Here is a 20,174-nt window from a genome sequence, read left to right on the forward strand (position 1 = left end):
CGTGACGGACGCCACACGCAGTCTCCACCATCGTGTGGTCGGCCCCTCCGGGACGACGGACGAACCCTGACAGAGAACGGAGTGCCCATGCTGCGCCAGAGGACGAGGCGGACAGCCGCCACGGTCGTGGCCCTCGCGAGCACGCTGCTCCTCCCGACGGGGTGCGGGGTCACCCGCGGTGCGGCGAGCAGCGACATGACGATGCTCATCCCCAACAGCCCCGGCGGTGGCTACGACCAGACCGGACGCACGGCGATCGCGGTGATGGAGGAGTCCGACATCACCGGCGGGTCGTTCGAGGTCACCAACGTGATCGGCGCCGGCGGCTCGGTCGCGATGGCCCGGCTGATGAACGCCGAGGGCGACGAGCGCACGATGATGACGGCCGGCCTGGGCGTCGTCGGCTCGCTCTACTCCTTCGCCGCCCCCTACAAGCTGCAGGACGCGACGCCGCTGGCCCAGGTCATCGAGGACCAGGAGGGCGTGCTCGTCCCTGCGGACTCCCCGTTCGAGACCATCGACGACCTCGTGGCGGCGTGGCAGGACGACCCGGGATCGATCGTCGTCGGCGGCGGGTCCTCCCCGGGCGGCCCCGACCACCTCTTCCCGATGCAGCTCGCGACCGCGATCGACATCGATGCCCGCGACGTGCGCTACGTGCCGTACGACGGTGGTGGCCCGCTGACCAGCGCCCTGCTCGGCAACAAGATCGACGTCGGCTTCTCCGGCGTCGGCGAGTTCGAGGGGCCGCTGTCCGAGGGCGAGCTGCGGTTGCTGGCGGTCTCCGGCGAGGAGCGGCTCGAGGGCGAGATCATCGGCGACGCCCCCACCCTCCAGGAGTCCGACATCGACCTGGTCTTCACCAACTGGCGCGGCGTCTTCGCGCCCCCCGGCATCAGCGACGAGCGCCGCGACGAGCTGATCGCGATGCTCGAGGAGATGCACGACACCCCCGAGTGGCAGCAGGCCCTCGAGGACAACGGCTGGATCGACGAGTTCAAGACCGGCGACGAGTTCACCACGTTCCTCCAGGAGCAGGACGAGCGCGTCGCCACCACCCTCGAGGAGCTGGACCTGCTGTGAGCACACCACTCGACACCCCCACCTCCCCGGCCGCGCCGGGGACCACCGACGGTCCCGACCGTGACATGGCCCAGCTCGGCCTCGCCGCACTGCTCGTCGTCGTCGGTGCCTACACGCTCTACGACGCCACCACGCTGCGGGTCGGGTTCGGCGACCCCGTCGGCCCGCGCCTGTTCCCCTACGTCATCGGGGCGGTCACGGTCGTCCTCGGCCTGCTGCTGGTCCTCGCCACCTTCCGCGGCGACGTGCCGGAGGGCGAGGGCGGCGAGGACGTCGACCTGCGCCAGCCGGCCGACTGGACCACCGTCCTCAAGCTCGTCGGCGTGCTGCTCTTCACGGTGCTGACCATCTCGTTCCTGGGCTGGGCCGTGAGCGGAGCGCTGCTCTTCGTCGGTGCCGCCTGGTCGCTCGGCAGCCGCACGCTGGTGCGTGACGTGATCGTCGGCCTCGTCCTGTCGGTCAGCAGCTGGTACTTCTTCCACGAGGGGCTGGGCGTCATCCTGCCCGCCGGGATCCTGGACGGGGTGCTCTGATGGAGAACCTCGGCCTGCTCGCGGACGGCTTCGGCGCCGTCCTCACCCCGGAGAACCTGCTGTACGCCGTGATCGGCGTGCTGCTGGGCACCTTCGTCGGCGTCCTGCCGGGCATCGGCCCGGCCATGGCGGTCGCGCTGCTGCTGCCCGTCACCTACGGCCTCGACCCCATCTCGGCGTTCATCATGTTCGCCGGCATCTACTACGGCGGCATGTACGGCGGCTCGACGACGGCGATCCTGCTCAACACGCCCGGTGAGTCGGCGTCGGTGATGACCGCCCTCGAGGGCAACCTGATGGCCCGGGGCGGACGGGCCGCGCAGGCCCTCGCGACCGCTGCCATCGGCTCGTTCATCGCGGGCACCATCGGCACCCTGCTCGTGGTCTTCTTCGCTCCCGCGCTGGCGTCCGTGGCCGTCGAGATCGGCGCCCCGTCCTACTTCGCGCTCATGGTGCTCGCGATGATCATGGTGACGAGCGTGCTCGGTGGCTCGCCGCTGCGCGGCTTCATCGCGCTCTTCCTCGGCCTCACCATCGGGCTGGTCGGCCTCGACCTCAACACCGGGCAGACCCGGCTGAGCTTCGACCAGCCGCTGCTCGCGGAGCGGATCGACGTGGTCGTGGTCGCCGTCGGCATCTTCGCCCTCGGCGAGGCGCTCTGGGTGGCTGCCCACCTGCGCCGCACGCCCGCCCACGTGATCCCGGTGGGGCGTCCGTGGATGAGCGGCGAGGACGTCAAGCGGTCATGGGGCCCCTGGCTGCGCGGCACGGCGTACGGCTTCCCGTTCGGCGCGCTGCCGGCCGGCGGCGCGGAGATCCCGACGTTCCTCTCCTACGTCACCGAGAAGCGGATCGCCGCCCGCAAGGGTCGAGACGAGTTCGGCGAGGGTGCGATCGAGGGCGTTGCCGGGCCCGAGGCGGCCAACAACGCCTCCGCGGCGGGCACCTTCGTGCCGCTGCTCGCGCTCGGCCTGCCGGTCACGGCCACGTCGGCCGTCATGCTCGCCGCCCTGCAGGGCTACGGCATCGAGCCCGGCCCCGGCCTGATGACCGACCAGCCCGAGCTGGTGTGGGCGCTGCTGGCCAGCCTGCTGATCGGCAACGTGCTGCTGCTGGTGCTCAACCTGCCGCTCGCGCCGGTCTGGGCCAAGCTGCTGCAGGTCCCGCGGCCCCAGCTCTACGCCGGGATCCTGTTCTTCGCCGCGCTGGGCGCCTACGCCGCCAACCTCCAGGCCTTCGACCTGTTCCTGCTGCTCCTCCTCGGCCTGCTCGGGCTGATGATGCGCCGGTTCGGGCTGCCGGTGCTGCCGCTGATCCTCGGCGTCATCCTCGGGCCGCTCATGGAGTACCGCCTGCGCGAGGCGATGGCTATCTCGGGCGGCGAGGTGTCCGCGCTCTGGAGCGAGCCGCTCGCGATCGTGATCTACGTGATCGTGGCGATCGCCGTGGTGGCGCCGTTCGCGGTCCGCCGGATCCGTCCCACGCCGGCCGCAGTGGCCGAGGACCTCAGCACGCACACGCACGACACGGACGAGGAGAAGGTGCGATGACGACCATCGTGGTGGGCTGGACGCCCGACGAGTTCGGCGAGGCCGCCCTGGCGCGCGGCGTCGAGGAGGCGACCCTGCGCGGGGGACGGCTGGTGGTGGTCAACGCCACCCGCGGCGACGCCCTCGTCGACGAGCGCTACGCCGACGACGACCAGCTGTCCCGGCTGACGGCCGACCTGGCCGGCCGCGGGGTCGAGGTGGACGTACGACGCTCGATGGGCGCCGACGTGGGCGACCAGGTGCTGTCGGTCGCCGAGGACGTGTCGGCCGACCTCGTCGTGATCGGCCTGCGCCGGCGCTCACCGGTCGGCAAGCTGCTGATGGGCAGCGTGGCGCAGCGGATCCTGCTCGGCGCCGAGTGCGCGGTGCTCGCGGTGAAGCCGCCCAACTGAGCGGCCCGCCCGAACCTACCCCGAGCACGACGAAGGGCCCGGTCTGCTGACCGGGCCCTTCGTTGCTGCGTTGGTACCCCCGACCGGATTTGAACCGGCGTTACCGCCGTGAGAGGGCGACGTCCTAGGCCGCTAGACGACGGGGGCTTGCAGGTGCCGCTCCTGCGAGCGACGGAGCGAGACTCTACCGAAGTCGGAGTGACGCTCCAAATCCGGGGCTCTCGCACCGGATCCGCTGGGGTACTAGGACTCGAACCTAGAACAACTGGACCAGAACCAGCCGTGTTGCCAATTACACCATACCCCATGGGGGTATCAGTTCGATCGAGTCGCGATCGGCCTGACCACCACGTCGTTCCTTGCGGAACGACCCCGAACGTTACACGCGAGGAGGCTGACCGACCAACTCGGGGTGGTCCGGCGGAGAGGGCGGCGGTAGTGCTCCTCCGACCGGCGGGCCGACCTCGACCAGCCCCATCGCCCGGGCCACCCAGCTCGCCAGCGCGAGGTAGACGAGCGACTGGGTGAGGGTCGACAGGATCATCCACCAGCTGCTGCCGCCGGTCGCGTTGAGGGCGGTGGTGAGGTCACCGAAGGCGAGCGCCAGGCCGAACGCCAGGAAGTTGTTGAGGACGTGCATCGCGATGGGCGCCTCGAGCCCGCCCGTGCGGATGACGAGGATGCCGGCGACGACCCCGAAGGCGAACCGGTCGAAGAAGACCGGCCAGTCCTGGGACAGCCCGTGGAAGAGCGCGAAGATGAGGGCCGGACCCAGCACGGCCAGCGCCTGCGAGGCGCGCCGAGCCCACACCAGCGAGCCGAACGCCTGGGTGAGGTAGCCGCGGAAGAGGTACTCCTCGCCGGCCGCCTGCAGCGGCGTCAGGAGCAGGATCACGATGAGGAAGTCGCGCGTGCGGGCGGTGAAGTCGTTGACCTCGCCGATCGGCGCCTCGCCCGGCGCGACCGGCAGCAGCAGGGCGACGAGGAGGGACGCCACCAGGGCCACGACCGAGAGGCCCACGCACACGAACAGGTAGCGCCAGCGGATGCGCGGTGCCACCGAGGACACCCAGCGCGGCTTGAGCCGGTGCAGCCACCACGTCACCGCGAACGTCGCGGGGATGGCGGCCGCGATCACCACGTTGAGCAGGGCCAGGCCCGCCGGGGTCGCCTCCGCCGTCACGTCGAGGACGGCCGCCGCCTCGTCGCTCGTGCTGCCCGTGGCCAGCAGGAGCGCGAACGCGACCAGGCCGGCGACGAGCGGGACGAGCCCGAAGACCGTGAGCAGGAGCAGGACGGCGCCGACGAGCGAGCGCCAGACACCGGGACGCCCGACGCGGTGCAGCTGGTGGTAGTGCGGCCGGAAGTCGGGCGCCAGCGGAGCGGGCATGGCCTCAGGCCAGCGCGGACCGGAGCCGCGCCAGGCTCCGCACGCGACCCAGCAGCTCCATGGACTCGAAGAGCGGCGGGCTCACCCGGCGCCCGGTGACGGCGACGCGGACCGGGCCGAACGCGACGCGGGGCTTGAGCTCCATGCCCTCGATCAGCGCCACGCGCAGCGCCTCCTCGATGGCGGCCGTCGACCACTCGCGCAGCCCCTCGAGGGCGTCGTACGACGCCTGGACCACGCCGCGGCCCGTCTCGTCGAGCAGTTTGGCGACGTCGTCGGGGTCGCGCGTGAAGTCAGCCTCGTCGACGAAGAGGAAGCCCAGCATCGGGGCCGCCTCGGTGAGCTTGTTGATCCGCCCGGCGACGAGCGGCATGGCGAGCTCGAGCAGCTGCGCGTCGGCGTCCGACACAGGGTCGCTGACGACCCCCGCCTCCTTGAGGAACGGCAGGGCCCGGTGGGTGATGTCCTCGACCGACAGCAGCCGCATGTGGGAGGCGTTGATGGCCTCGGCCTTCTTGAGGTCGAAGCGGGCGGGGTTGGGGTTGACGTCCTTGATGTCGAACGTCTCGACCATCTCCGCGACCGTGAAGATGTCGCGGTCCGCGGCGATCGCCCAGCCGAGCAGGGCGAGGTAGTTGAGCAGCCCCTCGGGCAGGAAGCCCTGGTCGCGGTAGGCCAGCGCGTGCGCCTCGGGGTCGCGCTTGGACAGCTTCTTGTTGCCCTGCCCCATCACGTAGGGCAGGTGGCCGTAGGCCGGCACGTCCTGCGCGATGCCGAGCGCGACGAGCGCCTCGAAGAGCGCCAGCTGGCGCGGCGTGCTGGAGAGCAGGTCCTCGCCGCGGAGGACGTGGGTGATCTGCATCAGCGCGTCGTCGACCGGGTTGACCAGCGTGTAGAGCGGGTCGCCGTTGGCGCGCGAGAGCGCGAAGTCGGGGACGTTCTCGGTCTCGAAGGAGATCTCTCCGCGCACCAGGTCGTCCCAGGCGATCGAGCCATCGGGCATCCGGAACCGGACGACCGGCGAGCGGCCCTCCGCCTCGAACGCCGCCCGCTGCTCGGCGGACAGGTCGCGGCAGAAGCCGTCGTAGCCCTGCATCTTCGACCCCGCCGCCTTGCGCCGGGCGTCGACCTCGGCGGGCGTGCAGAAGCAGTCGTAGGTGTAGGACGACTCGTGCAGCCGGGCCAGCACGTCGCGGTAGACGTCGCCACGCTCGCTCTGCCGGTAGGGCCCGTGCGGTCCGCCGACCTCGATCCCCTCGTCCCAGTCGAGGCCCAACCAGCGCCACAGCTCCAGGATCGCGTCGTAGGACTCCTGCGTGCTGCGCTCGCGGTCGGTGTCCTCCATGCGGAAGACGATCGTGCCGCCGTGGCGGCGCGCGAAGGCCCAGTTGAACAGGGCCGTGCGCACCAGGCCGACGTGCGGCGAGCCGGTGGGCGAGGGACAGAATCGGACGCGGACGTGGGACGTCATCGGGGTGCTCAACTTCTCTGGTCGGAACTGCGGCGGGCGACGGGGTTGGTCAGGGCGCCGATGCCGGCGACGGAGATCTCGACCTCGTCGCCGACCTCCATCGGGCCGACGCCCTCGGGGGTGCCGGTGAGGATGACGTCGCCGGGCAGCAGCGTCATCACCGACGAGACGTGGGCGACCAGGGTCGGCACGTCGAAGATCATGTCGGCCGTCGAGCCGTCCTGGACGAGGTCGCCGTTGAGGTGGGTCTGCACCTGGCGGCCGTCGATGAAGGCCTGCGGGTCGAGGTCGGTCTCGATCCACGGACCGATCGGGCAGAAGGAGTCGAAGCCCTTGGCCCGGGTGAACTGCACGTCGGACCGCTGCAGGTCGCGCGCGGTGACGTCGTTGGCGACGGTGTAGCCGAAGATCACGTCGGTGGCCTGCTCGGCGGGGACGTCGCGGCAGATGCGGCCGATCACGACCGCGAGCTCGCCCTCGTAGTGCAGGTCGCTGGTCTGCGGCGGGTAGAAGATCGGGTCACCGGGCCCGACCACCGTGGTGTTGGGCTTGAGGAACATCAGCGGCTCCGCCGGCAGGTCGTGGCCGAGCTCCGCGGCGTGGGCGGCGTAGTTGCGCCCGATGCCCACCACCTTGCTGCGCGGGATGATCGGCGCGAGCAGGCGTACGTCGCCGAGCCGGTGCTCCTCCTCGACGACCTTGATGCCGACGTAGAGCGGGTCGCCGGCGAGGGCCACGACGACCGAGTCCTCGGCGGGCTGGCCGTAGTCGTCGACCTCACCGGTCACGACACCGAAGCGGGGCTCCTCGCCGGTGCTGAACCTGCAGATGCGCATGCACCGAGGCTATCCAACCGCCCGCCACGGCGACGACGCCGGGACGGCCGCCGGTCACGGCTCAGTGCGCGGCCGCCTGGTCACCCGCCGCCCGGCGCAGGGCGTCGAGCGTGGTGGCGACGTCGTCCAGCGTCGTCGACCAGTTGCTGACGCTCACGCGCAGCACGGCCCGCCCGTGCCACCGGGAGCCGGTCGTCCAGGCCGTGCCGTCGGCGAGCATCGCCGCGACGGCGGCCCGGGTGCGGTCGTCGTCGCCGAAGGCCACGCACACCTGGGTGAAGACGACGTCGTTGAGCACCGTCGCGTCGTCGATGGCGGCGATCCCCTCCGCGAACGCCGACGCGTGCTCGCAGTAGGCGTCCACGAGGTCGGCGACCCCCTGGCGACCCAGCGCGCGGAGCACCGCCCAGACCGGGACCGCCCGGCCGCGGCGGCTGATCTCGGGCACCTTGTCGAGCGGCTCCCCCGCCGCGTCGTGGATGAGGTAGTCGCCGTGCATGCCCATGGCGGCACGCAGGGCCGGCCGGTCACGCACGATCGCCAGGCCGCAGTCGTAGGGCACGTTGAGGGTCTTGTGCGCGTCGGTGGCCCAGGAGTCGGCCTGCTCGACGCCCGCGACGAGGTGCCGCCTGCGCGGCGAGGCGGCGGCGAAGAGACCGAACGCGCCGTCGACGTGCACCCACGCCCCGGCGTCGTGCGCCGCCGCGATGGTCTCGTCGAAGGGGTCGAAGGCGCCGGAGTGGACGTTGCCCGCCTGCAGGCACACGATCGTCGGACGGCCGTCACCCGCCTCGAGGGCGGCGGCGAGCGCGGCGGGCTCGATGCGGCCCTGGTCGTCGGCCGCCACGGGCTCGGGCGCGCCCAGGCCGAGGTAGCGCAGCGCGAGGTCGATGGTGTCGTGGCGTTCGGCGCCCACCAGCACGCGGACGCCGGGCGAGCCGACGAGGCCGCGCTCGGCGACGTCCCAGCCGGCCCGGCGCAGCACCTCGTCGCGGCCGGCGGCCAGGCAGGTGAAGTTGGCCATCGTCCCGCCCGTCACGAAGCCGACCGCGCTGCCGGCGGGGAGGCCGAGCAGGTCGACGACCCACGACTCCGTCAGCTCCTCGATCGCGGAGTGCGCCGGGGTGATCGTGCGCAGGCCGGCGTTCTGGTCCCACGCGCTCACCAGCCAGTCGGCCGCCAGCGCGGCGGGGTGCGAGCCGCCGATGACGAACCCGAAGAAGCGACCTCCCGGCATCGCCGTCAGTCCGGGCTCGCACGTCGCGGCCAGCTCGTCGACGACCTCGGCCACGTCGAGCGGTCCCTCGTTGAGCACCGGGTCGAGGCGTGCGGCCATCTCCTCCACACCGAGCCGCGGCGGGACCGGCCGGTCGGCCAGCGACTCCAGCCACGTGAGTGCGTGCGCGTGGGCCCGCTCCAGTCCGGCGCTGCGCTCGATGTCCATCCGGTCAGTGTCCGCCCGTGGGGCCCGACGCACTAGCCTCATATCAGTGAAGGTGCTGTCCCCCGCCGAGTGGCGTCCGCTCGCCGACGCGCATGCCGCGCGCGTCGACGAGTTCCTCGAGCCGCACCTCGCCCGCCGCGCCGACCAGGTCAGGCACCCGGTGCACGACTTCCTCTTCACCTACTACTCGCAGCGCCCCGCGCAGCTGAGGCGCTGGCACCCGGGCCACGGTGTCGCGCTCGAGGACGCCGGGGCGTACGCCGGGCTCAAGGGCTACGCCGCCGAGGAGCCGGTGACCGTCAGCGACGCGTACGTCGTCTCGCAGCGGCCGCTGGTCGAGCAGCTGCACCGCCTGCTGACCGCCACGGCCGCCCGCCCCGCCCAGCTCGGCTGCTTCGGCCTGCACGAGTGGGCGATGGTCCACCGCGCGGGCGACGTCGACGGTGGCACGCGGCACGACTGGCCGCTGCGGCTCGGCCAGGACGGCACGGACGCGGTGGTCGAGTCGCACCGGATCGCCTGCTCGCACTTCGACGCGTTCCGCTTCTTCACCCCGACCGCCCGCCCGCTCAACACGCTCCAGCCGGGCCGCGACGACCGGCCCGCCTTCGAGCAGCCCGGCTGCCTGCACGCCGGGATGGACCTCTACAAGCACGCCTTCCGGCTGACGCCGATGGTCCCGAGCGACCTGGTGGCCGACTGCTTCGAGCTCGCTCGCGACATCCGCGTCCTCGACATGCGGGCGGCGCCGTACGACCTCACCGACCTCGGCTTCGAGCCGGTGCGGATCGAGACGACGTCGGGCAAGGCGGCGTACGTCGAGGCGCAGCGCGGGTTCGCCGAGCGCGGGGCCCCGCTGCGGGCGAGGCTCGTCGACGCGTGCGAGCGGCTGCTGGCCGTCGCGGGCGAGCGGGCCGTCGCTCAGAACTCGTAGCCGAAGGCCTCGATCGTGTCGGCGAAGACCGTCGCGACGCGCTCCTTCGAGGCGGGGGTGTAGAGCTCGCGGTAGTGGCCGGCCGGCCGGGCGTTGCCCTTGGCACGCGGCAGGTCAGGCTCCCCCGGCAGGCCGAGGTGCGCCCACACCTCGCGCAGCTCGGCGTCGAGGTTCTCGTAGCGCAGCACCCGGTCGAGGACCATCGAGCCGCGGATGCGGTAGAGCCGGCGGTTGTTGGCCAGCTGCTCGATCCAGATCTCCTGGACGTAGGTCTCGAAGTCGGGCAGCTCGTCGCGGTCCTTGTACTTCCAGAAGTAGAGCGAGACCACCGCGTCCCACGGGTTCCGCTCGATCGCGAAGGTGTAGTAGTCGTCGAACACCTGCGCGCCCACCAGGTCGCGGGTGGCCTTCGCGCCCATGTGGTTGTAGGCCTTGCGCGGCAGGGGCGGGGAGTCGAAGTTCTGCGGCGGCCGGCCGCCGGCCGCCTCGCGGAGCGCCTCGTCCTCGGGGCTGATCTCGGTGATGATGTCGTCGGGCCCGCACACCTTGGACAACGCGATCTCCACGCTCGTCCCCGCCGTCTTGCGGGTCTTGAGGAAGATGAAGCGGTGCTGGTGGGACGCGATCACGGCCCCGACCCTATCCGTCGGCCGTCCCGTGGCCCACGGATACGGTGACTGCCGTGACCGAGCACCAGGGAGCCTCCGGCCAGCACTTCCGGAGCGAGGACTGGTACGGCGACGACCTCGGCGCGGCCCGCTTCGTGGAGTGCACCTTCACCGACGTCGACCTCTCCGAGGCGAGCACGTCGGGGGCGGTCTTCGAGCGGTGCACCTTCCACGGCGGTCGCCTCAACGCCTCGACGCACACGGCGACGGCGTTCGTGGGCTGCGACTTCCGGCGCACGTCGTTCTTCGACGCGACCCTCGACGGCTGCAAGCTCGTCGGCAGCACCTTCAGCGAGTGCGTGCTGCGACCGCTGACGGTGACCGGCGGCTCCTGGCTCGGGGTGACGATCCGCGGCACCAACCTGTCGCGGCTCGACCTCTCCGGCGTCGACCTCCGCGAGGCGGACCTCTCCCTGTGCGACCTGACCCTCGCCACGCTCGCCCGGGCGCGCCTCGACCGCGCCGTGCTCCGCGAGGCCGTCCTCGACCGCACCGACCTGCGCGGCGCGAGCCTGGACGGCGTCGACCTGTCGGAGGCCGTGCTCACCCGGACGCAGCTCGACCTCGCCGGGGCCGTCCTGCTCGCCGAGCTGCACGGCGCCGTGGTCGACGCCTCGGCCTGAGGGCGCGGTCAGGACCCGGCGAGCCGCGCGCGCAGCCCGTCGACGACCAGGTCGAGCCCGAGGTCGAAGTCCGGCAGCGACTCCAGCGACCGGTCGACCGCGCCGAGGCCGACGGCCTGGCGCGCGGTCTGCTCCTCGAACGCGTGCCCGAAGACGTAGTGCACCAGCGCCCGCGAGGCGACCGGCACGAGCTCGGCCGGCACGTCGGCGTCCGCCAGCACCTTCTCCAGCTCGACGACCGGTGCCGCCGCGCCGAGCCCGAAGGCCCACACCGTGGCGACCACGTCGGCGCCGTCGGTGCAGCCGAGCATCGCGTGGCGCAGCTCGGAGCAGACCTCGCGGAGCCGGTCGGGCCAGGCCGCCGCCGTCCGCGGGCGGGCACCGCGCGCCAGGATCTCGTCGGCGACGGCGGCCAGCAGGGCCTGCTTGCTCGGGAAGTGGTGGTAGATCGCGCTCGGCTGCACGCCCAGCTCGGCACCGAGCCGGCGCATGGTCAGCGCGGCGAGGCCGTGGGCGTCGAGCAGCGCGACGGCGTGCGCGAGGACGTCGCTGCGATGGTGGGCCACACGTCCTCCCGGCCTGCCGTGCGTCCGGCTGTGTGTCTGGTCCAGCGTCCGGTCCCACGTTTGGTCCCGCGTCCGGTCCCGCGTTGACGGGGTGTCGGCGCCAGCCTAACCTGAACACCGTTCAGGTCGCCTCCGCGGAACCACCAAGGACCCCCATGACTGCCACCACCCGGCCCGAGACCGTCACCGGCCCCGGCCACGACGGCGTACGTCCCGGGTCCTCGCCGACCCGCGACGTGGCGCTCGTCGCCGCCTTCGCCGCGCTCGTGTGCGCCAGCGCCTACGTCGGGGCCATCCCGGTGGGCAGCGCGGGCGTGCCGATCACCCTGCAGACGCTGACCGTCATGCTCGCCGGGTGCATCCTCGGGCCGGTCCGCGGGTTCGCCGCGGTGGCGCTCTACCTCGCCCTGGGCGCCGTCGGCCTGCCGGTCTTCGCCGAGCACTCCTCGGGCATCGGCGTCGTCGCCGGGCCCAGCGGGGGCTACCTCCTCGCCTTCCCGCTCGCGGCGGCGCTGGGCGGCTTCCTCGTCCAGCACGTCGCCCGCGAGCGGCGCACCCGGGCGATCGTCGTCTTCGCCTGCTCGATCACCGCCAGCGTGCTGGTCATCCACCCGCTCGGCATCCTCGGGATGATGCTGCACTTCGACGTGTCGTTCGCCCAGGCGGCGGTGTGGGACATGCCCTTCTGGCTCGGCGACGTGGTGAAGACCTCGGTCGTGGCGATGATCGCCGCCGAGGTGCACCGCGCCTTCCCCCAGCTGCTCCACCGCGGCTGACGCGCTCCTTGCCCACGATCCGGCTCGACGCCGCCTCGGTCCGCGTCCCGCTGCCGGGACGCGGCGAGCGGGAGGTGCTGGCGCCCACGACGCTGACCCTCACCGAGCGTCGCATCGCCGTGGTCGGGGCCAACGGCTCGGGGAAGTCGACGCTGGCGCGGCTGCTCAACGGGCTGGTCCGTCCCACCTCCGGCCGGGTGACGGTGGACGGCCGTGACGTCGTGCGCGACGGCGCGGCCGTGCGGCGCATGGTCGGGTTCTGCTTCACCGACCCGGCGGCGCAGCTGGTCATGCCCACCTGCGTGGAGGACGTCGAGCTCTCGCTCCGCCGCCGGGTGCGGTCGGCCGGCGCGCGCCGCGAGCAGGCGCTCGCGGTGCTCGCCGACAACGGCCTCCTCGGCCACGCGCACGACTCGGTGCACTCGCTCTCGGGCGGTCAGCGGCAGCTGCTGGCCCTCGCCGGTGTGCTCGCCCTCGAGCCGATCGTCGTGGTGGCCGACGAGCCGACGACGCTGCTCGACCGCGCCAACACCCGACGTGTCGGCGACATCCTCCTGGGCCTCGAGCAGCAGCTCGTGCTCGTCACCCACGACCTCGGCCTGGCCGCACGCTGCGACCGGGTCGTCGTCGTCGACGCGGCGCACGTGGTCGCCGACGGCCCGCCGGGCGAGGCCATCGCCCGCTACACGGCCATGGCCGACGCGTGACCGCCCGGTGAGCGACCTGATGGCCGGGCTGCACCAGCCCGGCGACACCGTCCTGCACCGGCTGCCCGTCGGGGCCAAGGTGCTCGGCCTGGCCGTCCTCAGCCTGGCCATCGTGGTGGTCCGCGACGTGCGCCTGGCCGCCGTCTTCCTGCTGGTGACGCTGCTGCTGGCCGCCGTCGCGCGGGTGCCCCTGCGCTCGGTGTGGCGCGCGGCGCGCGGCGTGCTCCTCATCGCGGTCGTCGCGAGCCTGTTCCAGTGGTGGTGGTACGGCGCGGAGAAGGCCGCGGAGACCTTCCTCGACCTGCTCAGCCTGGGCCTCGCGGCGCTGTCGCTGACCGCCACGACGCAGGTCAACGAGATGGTCGACGCCCTGTCCCGGTGGGCCCGGCCGCTGAAGGTGGTGGGGCTCGATCCCGAGCGGGTCGCGCTCACGGTGGCCCTGACGGTCGGGGCGCTGCCCGGCACCATCGCGGTCGCCCGCGAGACCCGCGACGCCGCGCGGGCCCGGGGGCTGGACCGCAGCCCGCGGGCCCACCTGTCCCCGTTCGTCATCCGCGTCGTCGCCCGCGCCCACGAGTCCGGCGACGCGCTCCACGCGCGTGGGATCGGGGACGACGATGGCGCGGGTCCGTCCGACTGACGTCCCGCTCAGCCGACGGACTGGGTGACGAACCAGCGGTGCCCGAACGGGTCGCGGAACACCGCCAGGCGACCGGCCGTCGGATCGTCCTCCGGGCCCCGGTCGAGCGTGACGCCTCCCCCCGTGACGCGGGCGCAGACGGCGTCGACGTCGGCCACCTCGAGGTGCAGCGACACGGCGGCCCCCCGCGTCGGGTCGGGCGCGGCGACGCCGGCCGAGCCGAACTCGTCGGACATCATCCAGCGCCCGCCGCCCACGGCGAGCTCGACGTGGCCCACGCGGCCGTCGTCCATCACGATGGGCTCGAGGACGACCGCGGCACCGAGCACGTCGACGTACCAGTCGATGGCGCGGCGGGCGTCCGTGACGCAGAGGTACGGCGTCAGCTCACCCATGCCGCCCACCTCACCAGCCGGGGGGACGCCTGTCCACCCACGCCGCCCCGCTGTCGGCCTGTGCCGCCTCGACCTGGGCGGCCACGGACAGCAGCAGCTCCTCCTCGGCCGGGCGCGCGGCGAGCATCACGCCGACCGGCAGGCCCTCGTCGGTCCAGTGCAGCGGCAGCGACACCGCCGGCATCCCGGTCACGTTCCAGGCGCTGGTCCAGGGCGTGAACGCCTTCTGCCGGTCGAAGTCGCGGGCCGGGTCGGCGTCGTCGCGCAGCTCCCCGACGACCACCGGCGGACGGGCGAGCGTGGGCGTGAGCACGACGTCGTACGGCGCCAGCGCGGCGAGCGCGACCGCCGCGTGCTGGCGCAGGCGCCCGATCGCCAGTCCGAACTCGGGGCCGCTGACCGCGTGACCGCGCCCGGCGAGCCACCGGGTCAGGGGCCGCAGGCGGTCCTCCCGGCCCGGCGGCGCGGCGGACAGCGCGGTGAGCACCGCCCAGCAGGTCTCGAAGTCGGCGACCGCCTCGGGCGGGATGGGGCCGGCGACGTCCTTGACGTCGTGCCCGAGCGACTCCAGCAGCCGCGAGGCGTCGTCCCAGGCGGCGAGGCTGGATGGGTGCACGTCGACGTCCGCGATCACCGGGGTCGCGAAGCGGGCGACGCGGAGCCGGCCGGGCTCCCGGTCGCACGCGGCGAGGAACGGGGCCGACGGCGGCGGCGCCCAGGAGGGGTCGCCGACCCGACGGCCGGCGAGCACGTCGAGCAGGGCCGCCGCGTCGCGGACGGTGCGGGCCAGCGTGCCGGGCGTGGCGAGCCCCACCGGGTCGCCGTAGCGCGGGGCACCGCTGACCCGGCCGCGCGACGGCTTGAGTCCCACGAGGCCGCAGCAGGAGGCGGGGATCCGGATCGAGCCGCCGCCGTCGGAGCCGGGCGCCACGGGCAGCAGGCCGGCGGCGACGGCTGCCGCAGCCCCGCCGGAGGAGCCGCCGGCCGTGCGGGTGGTGTCCCAGGGCGTCACCGCCGGCGGCGCGACGTCCGGCTCGGTGTAGCAGGGCGATCCGAACTCGGGCGTGCTCGTCTTGCCGAGGCTCGGCATGCCGGCCCGCTCCACCGAGAGCACGAGCTCGTCGGACTCGTCGGGGACGAAGTCGTCGTACGCCGCCGAGCCGAACGTCGTCCGTACGCCAGCGGCGGGGTGGAGGTCCTTGATGCCTGTCGGGACACCCCACAGCGGGCCGGCCCCGTCGGGCCGACCCGCGTCGGTCAGCCGGCGCGCGTGGTCGCGCGCCTGCTGGTGGGTGGTCGTGACGAACGTGCCCACGCGATCGGCACGGTCGGCGTAGTGCTCGACCAGCTCGAGCGGCGACACGTCACCGCGGCGTACGGCGTCGCCCTGCTCGAGCGCGGTCAGGTCGTGGAGCACACCGCCGACCGTACCGACGTCCGCGGTGCCGGCGGGGTCGCCGGGGTCGCCGGGTCAGGCGACGGCGGCCTCGGCCTCGTGCGCGACGAGGGCGTCGAGGGCGTCGAGGAAGCGGCGCACGGCGGCCTCGTCGGCCAGCGGGTCACCGTCGACCGCGGGCTCGTCGACGACGATGTGGTCGACGACCAGGGCGCCGGCGATGCGGGCGGAGTGGCGGGCGTGCTCGTGCGACCACTTGCCGCCGTAGGGCGTGGGGGTGGCGCCGATGGCGGCGAACGGCTTGCCGACGATGGCGCCCTGGCCGTAGGGGCGCGAGAGCCAGTCGATGGCGTTGTTGAGGACGGCCGGCATCGTGCCGTTGTACTCGGGCGTCACGGCGAGGACGCGGTCGGCGGCCGCGACGGACTCGCGCAGCGCGGTCGCGCTCTCGGGAGCGGTCTCGCCGTCGATCTCCTCGTTGTAGAACGGGACGGCGTCGAGGCCCTGGACGACGTCCACGACGACACCGGCGGGGGCGTGGTCGCGGAGGTGCTCGGCGATGCGGCGGTTGAGCGAGCCGGTGCGGCTCGAGCCGAGGAGGACGGCGACGCGGGTCTGCTTGTCAGTGGTCATGCCGGGTTAAACGGACCGCGGTCCGCTTCTATTCCCGTGCGTCCCGACTTTTTCCACCCCTAGGCTGGAGGGGTGCCCCACCTCCTGCCGCTGGCCGACGAGCCCGCGCCGGAACGGGCCGACGCGGCGCGCAACCGCGAGGCGATCCTCGCAGCGGCGCTGCACCTCGTGGAGACGCGGGGGGTCGACTGCGTGACCATGGACACGGTCGCCTCGGAGGCCGGCGTCGGCAAGGGCACGCTCTTCCGTCGCTTCGAGAGCCGCGAGGGCCTGATGGCCGCGGTGCTCAACGAGTCCGAGACCGCCTGGCAGGCGAGCGCCATCTCCGGCCCCCCGCCGCTGGGCCCCGGCGCGCCGCCGTACGAGCGGCTGCTGGCCTTCGGCCACTCCCGGCTGCGCACCAACCTGACGCACTCCGACCTCATCGCGGCCGCCGGCCGGCCCGGGACCCGCTCCGCCGCGGCGCTGTCGTTCGCCAACATGCACGTGCGCTACCTGCTCGGCGAGCTCGGCGTCACGGGCGACCTGCTGATGCTGGCCACGGCGCTCCTCGCCCCGCTCGAGATGGTGGTGCTGGAGCAGCAGGTCACCCGCGAGCGACTGCCGCTCGAGCGGGTCGAGGCGGGCTGGGACGACCTGGTGCGGCGGGTGGTGGGGCGCTGAGGTGGGGGGTTGCTGCTGTGCGGCTCCGGTGACCTCTGGAGTCCCCGGATATCCGGGGACCACCGGCCTTACAGGTAGAGATCTCGACCTCGAAGCACGCAACTCGGGTGCACAGCTCGCTCCGGCGGGGCGTACGACGCCCGCGGTCCGACCGCGGTCGGCTACTCCCCCTGCGTGAGCTCCCGCTTCATGGCCGCGATCTCGACGGCCTGGTCGGACGCGATGTGGCTCGCCAGCTGGAACACCGCGGACTCCTGACCGCCCTCGCCGCCGGCCAGCAGCGTCTCGACCATGATGATCGCGCCCTCGTGGTGGCGGATCATCAGCTGGAGGAAGAGCCGGTCGAAGGCGCGCCCCTGCGCCTCGGCGAGCTGCTCCAGCTCCTCGGGCGTGGCCATCCCGGGCATGCCCGCGTGGCCGGTGGTTCCCGATGTGTCGGACCCGTGCTCGCCGTGGTCCTCCGACCCGTGCTCGCCGTGGGTGCCGCTCAAGGTCTCATCGCGCTCGGCCAGCCAGCCCCGGAGCTGGTCCAGCTCGTCCACCTGGGACACCTCGATGCGCTCCGCGATCGTCGCGAGATCGGGGTCGGCGGCGCGTTGCTCGGCCAGCGCGGTCATCTCGAGGGCCTGCGCGTGGTGCGGGATCATGTCCTGCACGAAGGTCACGTCCGCCTCGGTGTGGGCGGGGTTCTCGAGGTCCTCGACCTCGTCCGGCGAGAGCGTCGTGCCGGGCTCCCCCGGGGCACCGAGCTGCACCACGGGCGGGGCGTCCTCCTCCCGCGTGCCTCCCTGCTCGTCGCCGGTGCACCCGGTGGCCGCCAGGCACAGCAGGAGTACGACGCTGCGCGAGGCGACGCCGGTCCAGGTGCGGCGGCTGGGTGTCATGTGGGCTCCCGAGAGGGTCGTGTGGCGCGAAGACGGACGACGCGTCCACCAGGGTATGGCGGTCGTCCCCGGGGGTCGCTAGGTTGCTCGCAATACTAGGTCGCTCGGGCGACCGGGACTTCCGACCCGACCGCCGGCGCGACCACTGGAGAAGAAGGTCGCCGCCATGCCCCAACCTCGCACCCGACACCCGCTGCGCGCCCTTCCGGTGCTGGCCCTCGTCGCCGCCCTCGTGCCTGCGACGGCCTACGCCGCCGACGACGACCCGCGCATCGGCCTGGCCCCGGGCTACTTCCCCTACTCGGACGCGAGCAGCAACATCGAGCTGCTCGACAACGATCCTCGCGAGGGTGCGTTCGACAGCCCGCCGGGTGGTCCGAGCATCAACTCCGACCTCGCCTTCACCGGCGACCACGCCATCGTCGGCAACTACCTGGGCTTCCAGGTCTACGACGTGTCCGATCCTGCCGACCCCACCCTGACCGGCTCGTTCGTGTGCCCCGGCGGTCAGGGCGACGTGAGCGTCTTCGGCGACCTGCTGTTCTTCTCGGTCGAGCAGACCTCGGCCCGCGTCGACTGCGGCACCCAGGGTGTGCAGGGCTCGGTCAGCCCGGAGCGGTTCCGCGGCGTCCGGATCTTCGACATCTCCGACCTCGCCGCCCCCGTCCAGGTGGGCGGCGTGCAGACCTGTCGCGGCTCGCACACGCACACGGTCGTCACCGACCCGGACGATCCCGACAACGTCTACCTCTACAACTCGGGCACCGCCGGCGTGCGGTCGGGAGACGAGCTCGCCGGCTGCGAGAACGTCAACCCCAACACCACCACCGGCCCCGTCACGACCGGCAACCCGGCCCAGTGGCGCATCGACGTGATCAAGGTCCCGCTCGCCGCGCCCCAGGACGCCGCCATCGTCAGCCAGCCGCGGATCTTCACCGACCCCGAGACCGGCGCCTACAACGGACTGCAGAACACGCTCCCCGGCACCCAGCACCCCTCGGGCACCAACTACTCGCCGCTGCCCAACACCAACACCTGCCACGACATCACCGCCTACCCCGAGCTCGGCCTCGCAGCCGGCGCGTGCCAGGGCAACGGCATCCTGCTCGACATCACCGACCCGGTGAACCCCCAGCGCATCGACGCGGTCTCGGACCCCAACTTCTCCTACTGGCACTCCGCCACGATCAGCAACGACGGCACCAAGGTCATCTTCACCGACGAGTGGGGCGGCGGCTCGGGCGCACGCTGCCGGGTGACCGACAAGCCCGAGTGGGGCGCCGACGCGATCTTCGACATCGTCGACAGCAAGATGGAGTTCCGCAGCTACTACAAGCTGCCGGCGCCGCAGACCGCCCAGGAGAACTGCGTGGCCCACAACGGCTCGCTCGTCCCCGTCCCGGGCCGCGACATCATGGTCCAGGCGTGGTACCAGGGCGGTCTGTCGGTCATCGACTTCACCGACTCGGCCAACCCGGTCGAGCTGGCCTACTACGACCGCGGGCCGATCGACACCCCCAACGCGACCGGCATCAACCTGGGCGGCCTCTGGTCGACCTACTGGTACAACGGCAACGTCTTCGGCTCCGAGATCGCGCGCGGCTTCGACGCCTTCGCCCTCCAGCCGAGCGCCCTGCTGTCGGCCGACGAGATCGCCGCCGCCGGCGAGGCGGAGGTCGACGAGTTCAACGCCCAGCACCAGACCGAGCTGAGGTGGGACCCCAGCTTCAGCGTCGCCGGCTCCTACCTCGACCAGGCGGCGCGCTCGGGTGCGCTGTCGGGCGAGCCGCTGGCCGCCGTCACCGCCAGCTTCGCCAAGGCCCGCGAGCTGTCCGCCCAGGGTGCGTCCGCGGCGCCACTGGTGAGGTACCACCTCAACGCGGCACTGAGGCTGCTCGGTGACAACGGCGACCAGGGCGAGGCCCGTCGGGCCATCGTCGAGCTGCGCGACAGCCTGCCGTGCGCCGCCGGCTGCAAGCTGCCCACCAGCACGACCGCGACGCACTCGCCGGAGCCGTCCACCTTCGGACAGGCCTCCTCGGCGACGGTCACCGTCGACCGTGTCGGCACCGAGGGCGCCCTGCCCAGCGGCAACGTCGTGGTGAGCGACAACACCGGCAAGCAGCTCGGCACCGCCGCCCTCGCCCGCGGCGCCGCCACCGTCGCCCTGCCCGCCAACCTCCCGGTCGGCACGCACACCCTGACGGCCGCCTACGCCGGCGACGAGGCCAACGCTGCCTCGTCCGCGACGTTCACCGCCACCGTCAAGGCCGCGACCCAGCCCCCGGCGGAGCCCGTCGGCTCGAGGACGAAGGTCGTCGTCAAGCCGGAGAAGCCCCGCTACGGACAGGACGTCACCGTCGTGGTGAGCGTCAAGGCCCGGGGCGCCGAGGCGACCGGCAAGGTCGTGGTCAGGATCGACGGCAAGAAGGTCGCGAACAAGCGGCTGTCCGACGGCCGCCTCGCCGTCAAGGTGACGAAGAACCTGCGCGTCGGCAAGCACACCGTCGTCGCCCGCTACGGCGGCTCCGACACCGTCGAGGCCAGCAGGGACAAGGCGACGTTCCGGGTCGTGCGCTGACCCGGCACC

21 protein-coding genes and 2 tRNA genes are annotated in these 20,174 nt (G+C 72.9%); 11 read left to right on the plus strand and 12 right to left on the minus strand.

Going from position 1 to position 20,174, the window contains the following annotated elements; all coding sequences use genetic code 11:
- Positions 1-87 precede the first annotated feature (87 nt).
- Genes SHK17_RS14220 through SHK17_RS14235 form a run of 4 tightly spaced genes read left to right on the plus strand, consistent with a single transcriptional unit; the run spans position 88 to position 3,558 of the window.
- Complete coding sequence (locus SHK17_RS14220; RefSeq protein ID WP_322919655.1) at positions 88-1,083, plus strand: Bug family tripartite tricarboxylate transporter substrate binding protein; 996 nt, start codon at positions 88-90, stop codon at positions 1,081-1,083.
- Positions 1,080-1,616, plus strand: a complete 537-nt coding sequence (locus tag SHK17_RS14225; RefSeq protein ID WP_322425595.1) for a tripartite tricarboxylate transporter TctB family protein — start codon at positions 1,080-1,082, stop codon at positions 1,614-1,616. The genes SHK17_RS14220 and SHK17_RS14225 overlap by 4 nt, the downstream gene beginning before the upstream one ends.
- Entirely contained in the window at positions 1,616-3,166 is a 1,551-nt protein-coding gene (locus SHK17_RS14230; RefSeq protein ID WP_322919656.1) for a tripartite tricarboxylate transporter permease, read from the plus strand. The genes SHK17_RS14225 and SHK17_RS14230 overlap by 1 nt, the downstream gene beginning before the upstream one ends.
- On the plus strand, positions 3,163-3,558 hold the full coding sequence (locus tag SHK17_RS14235) for a universal stress protein (protein WP_322919657.1): 396 nt from the start codon (positions 3,163-3,165) through the stop codon (positions 3,556-3,558). The genes SHK17_RS14230 and SHK17_RS14235 overlap by 4 nt, the downstream gene beginning before the upstream one ends.
- A 71-nt stretch (positions 3,559-3,629) precedes the next feature.
- On the opposite strand, the gene SHK17_RS14240 is transcribed toward SHK17_RS14235, so the two are convergent.
- The 6 genes from SHK17_RS14240 to SHK17_RS14265 all read right to left on the minus strand — a co-directional run bounded on the left by SHK17_RS14240 (position 3,630) and on the right by SHK17_RS14265 (position 8,699).
- Positions 3,630-3,705, minus strand: a tRNA-Glu gene (locus SHK17_RS14240).
- Positions 3,706-3,793: 88 nt separating this feature from the next.
- Positions 3,794-3,865: transfer RNA gene (locus SHK17_RS14245), tRNA-Gln, on the minus strand.
- A gap of 72 nt (positions 3,866-3,937) precedes the next feature.
- Positions 3,938-4,948: a CPBP family intramembrane glutamic endopeptidase gene (locus SHK17_RS14250; protein WP_322919658.1), complete on the minus strand. Its 1,011-nt coding sequence runs from the start codon at positions 4,946-4,948 to the stop codon at positions 3,938-3,940.
- A 4-nt stretch (positions 4,949-4,952) separates the two neighbouring features.
- A complete protein-coding gene (gltX, locus tag SHK17_RS14255) occupies positions 4,953-6,419 on the minus strand; it encodes a glutamate--tRNA ligase (RefSeq protein WP_322919659.1) in 1,467 nt (488 codons plus the stop codon).
- 8 nt (positions 6,420-6,427) lie between these two features.
- Positions 6,428-7,255: a fumarylacetoacetate hydrolase family protein gene (locus SHK17_RS14260; protein WP_322425599.1), complete on the minus strand. Its 828-nt coding sequence runs from the start codon at positions 7,253-7,255 to the stop codon at positions 6,428-6,430.
- Positions 7,256-7,316: 61 nt separating this feature from the next.
- The gene (locus tag SHK17_RS14265; RefSeq protein ID WP_322919661.1) at positions 7,317-8,699 is read right to left on the minus strand and encodes a pyridoxal phosphate-dependent decarboxylase family protein; all 1,383 of its coding nucleotides are present in this window, start codon (positions 8,697-8,699) and stop codon (positions 7,317-7,319) included.
- A 46-nt stretch (positions 8,700-8,745) separates the two neighbouring features.
- Here SHK17_RS14265 and SHK17_RS14270 point away from each other — a divergent pair, with 46 nt between their 5' ends.
- Positions 8,746-9,633, plus strand: coding sequence for a 3-methyladenine DNA glycosylase (locus tag SHK17_RS14270; RefSeq protein ID WP_322919662.1), 888 nt, complete (start codon positions 8,746-8,748; stop codon positions 9,631-9,633).
- On the opposite strand, the gene SHK17_RS14275 is transcribed toward SHK17_RS14270, so the two are convergent.
- Positions 9,621-10,262: a sulfotransferase family protein gene (locus tag SHK17_RS14275; protein WP_172264793.1), complete on the minus strand. Its 642-nt coding sequence runs from the start codon at positions 10,260-10,262 to the stop codon at positions 9,621-9,623. The genes SHK17_RS14270 and SHK17_RS14275 overlap by 13 nt on opposite strands.
- A gap of 53 nt (positions 10,263-10,315) precedes the next feature.
- On the opposite strand from SHK17_RS14275, the gene SHK17_RS14280 reads away from it, so the two are divergent.
- Positions 10,316-10,924 (plus strand): pentapeptide repeat-containing protein, encoded by a 609-nt coding sequence (locus SHK17_RS14280; protein ID WP_322919664.1) that lies wholly within the window; start codon positions 10,316-10,318, stop codon positions 10,922-10,924.
- Between the two features lie 8 nt (positions 10,925-10,932).
- On the opposite strand, the gene SHK17_RS14285 is transcribed toward SHK17_RS14280, so the two are convergent.
- Positions 10,933-11,490: a TetR family transcriptional regulator gene (locus tag SHK17_RS14285; RefSeq protein ID WP_322919665.1), complete on the minus strand. Its 558-nt coding sequence runs from the start codon at positions 11,488-11,490 to the stop codon at positions 10,933-10,935.
- Positions 11,491-11,645: 155 nt separating this feature from the next.
- Here SHK17_RS14285 and SHK17_RS14290 point away from each other — a divergent pair, with 155 nt between their 5' ends.
- From SHK17_RS14290 to SHK17_RS14300, 3 genes are read left to right on the plus strand one after another with little or no spacing between them, the layout of a single operon-like run.
- Positions 11,646-12,266: a biotin transporter BioY gene (locus SHK17_RS14290; RefSeq protein WP_322919666.1), complete on the plus strand. Its 621-nt coding sequence runs from the start codon at positions 11,646-11,648 to the stop codon at positions 12,264-12,266.
- An 8-nt stretch (positions 12,267-12,274) separates the two neighbouring features.
- Positions 12,275-12,973 (plus strand): energy-coupling factor ABC transporter ATP-binding protein, encoded by a 699-nt coding sequence (locus tag SHK17_RS14295; protein ID WP_322425605.1) that lies wholly within the window; start codon positions 12,275-12,277, stop codon positions 12,971-12,973.
- 7 nt (positions 12,974-12,980) lie between these two features.
- Positions 12,981-13,613, plus strand: coding sequence for an energy-coupling factor transporter transmembrane component T family protein (locus SHK17_RS14300; RefSeq protein WP_322425606.1), 633 nt, complete (start codon positions 12,981-12,983; stop codon positions 13,611-13,613).
- A gap of 8 nt (positions 13,614-13,621) precedes the next feature.
- Here SHK17_RS14300 and SHK17_RS14305 read toward each other — a convergent pair whose 3' ends face one another.
- From SHK17_RS14305 to SHK17_RS14315, 3 genes are read right to left on the minus strand one after another with little or no spacing between them, the layout of a single operon-like run.
- Positions 13,622-14,008, minus strand: a complete 387-nt coding sequence (locus SHK17_RS14305) for a VOC family protein (RefSeq protein WP_322919667.1) — start codon at positions 14,006-14,008, stop codon at positions 13,622-13,624.
- A gap of 10 nt (positions 14,009-14,018) precedes the next feature.
- Positions 14,019-15,425, minus strand: coding sequence for an amidase (locus SHK17_RS14310; RefSeq protein WP_322919669.1), 1,407 nt, complete (start codon positions 15,423-15,425; stop codon positions 14,019-14,021).
- Positions 15,426-15,479: 54 nt separating this feature from the next.
- The gene (locus SHK17_RS14315) at positions 15,480-16,037 is read right to left on the minus strand and encodes an NAD(P)H-dependent oxidoreductase (protein WP_172264807.1); all 558 of its coding nucleotides are present in this window, start codon (positions 16,035-16,037) and stop codon (positions 15,480-15,482) included.
- Between the two features lie 72 nt (positions 16,038-16,109).
- Between SHK17_RS14315 and SHK17_RS14320 the strand changes: the two genes are divergently transcribed.
- A complete protein-coding gene (locus tag SHK17_RS14320) occupies positions 16,110-16,700 on the plus strand; it encodes a TetR/AcrR family transcriptional regulator (RefSeq protein ID WP_322919671.1) in 591 nt (196 codons plus the stop codon).
- Between the two features lie 161 nt (positions 16,701-16,861).
- Here the strand turns inward: SHK17_RS14320 and SHK17_RS14325 are convergent, their stop codons facing one another.
- Positions 16,862-17,584, minus strand: coding sequence for a DUF305 domain-containing protein (locus SHK17_RS14325; RefSeq protein ID WP_322919672.1), 723 nt, complete (start codon positions 17,582-17,584; stop codon positions 16,862-16,864).
- Positions 17,585-17,750: 166 nt separating this feature from the next.
- Here SHK17_RS14325 and SHK17_RS14330 point away from each other — a divergent pair, with 166 nt between their 5' ends.
- Positions 17,751-20,165 carry an Ig-like domain repeat protein gene (locus SHK17_RS14330; protein ID WP_322919673.1) on the plus strand — a complete coding sequence of 805 codons (2,415 nt, stop codon included), beginning with the start codon at positions 17,751-17,753 and terminating at the stop codon, positions 20,163-20,165.
- Positions 20,166-20,174: the final 9 nt, after the last annotated feature.

Origin of the sequence: Nocardioides renjunii (genome assembly GCF_034661175.1) — a bacterium.
GTDB classification, from domain to species: Bacteria; Actinomycetota; Actinomycetes; order Propionibacteriales; family Nocardioidaceae; genus Nocardioides; species Nocardioides renjunii.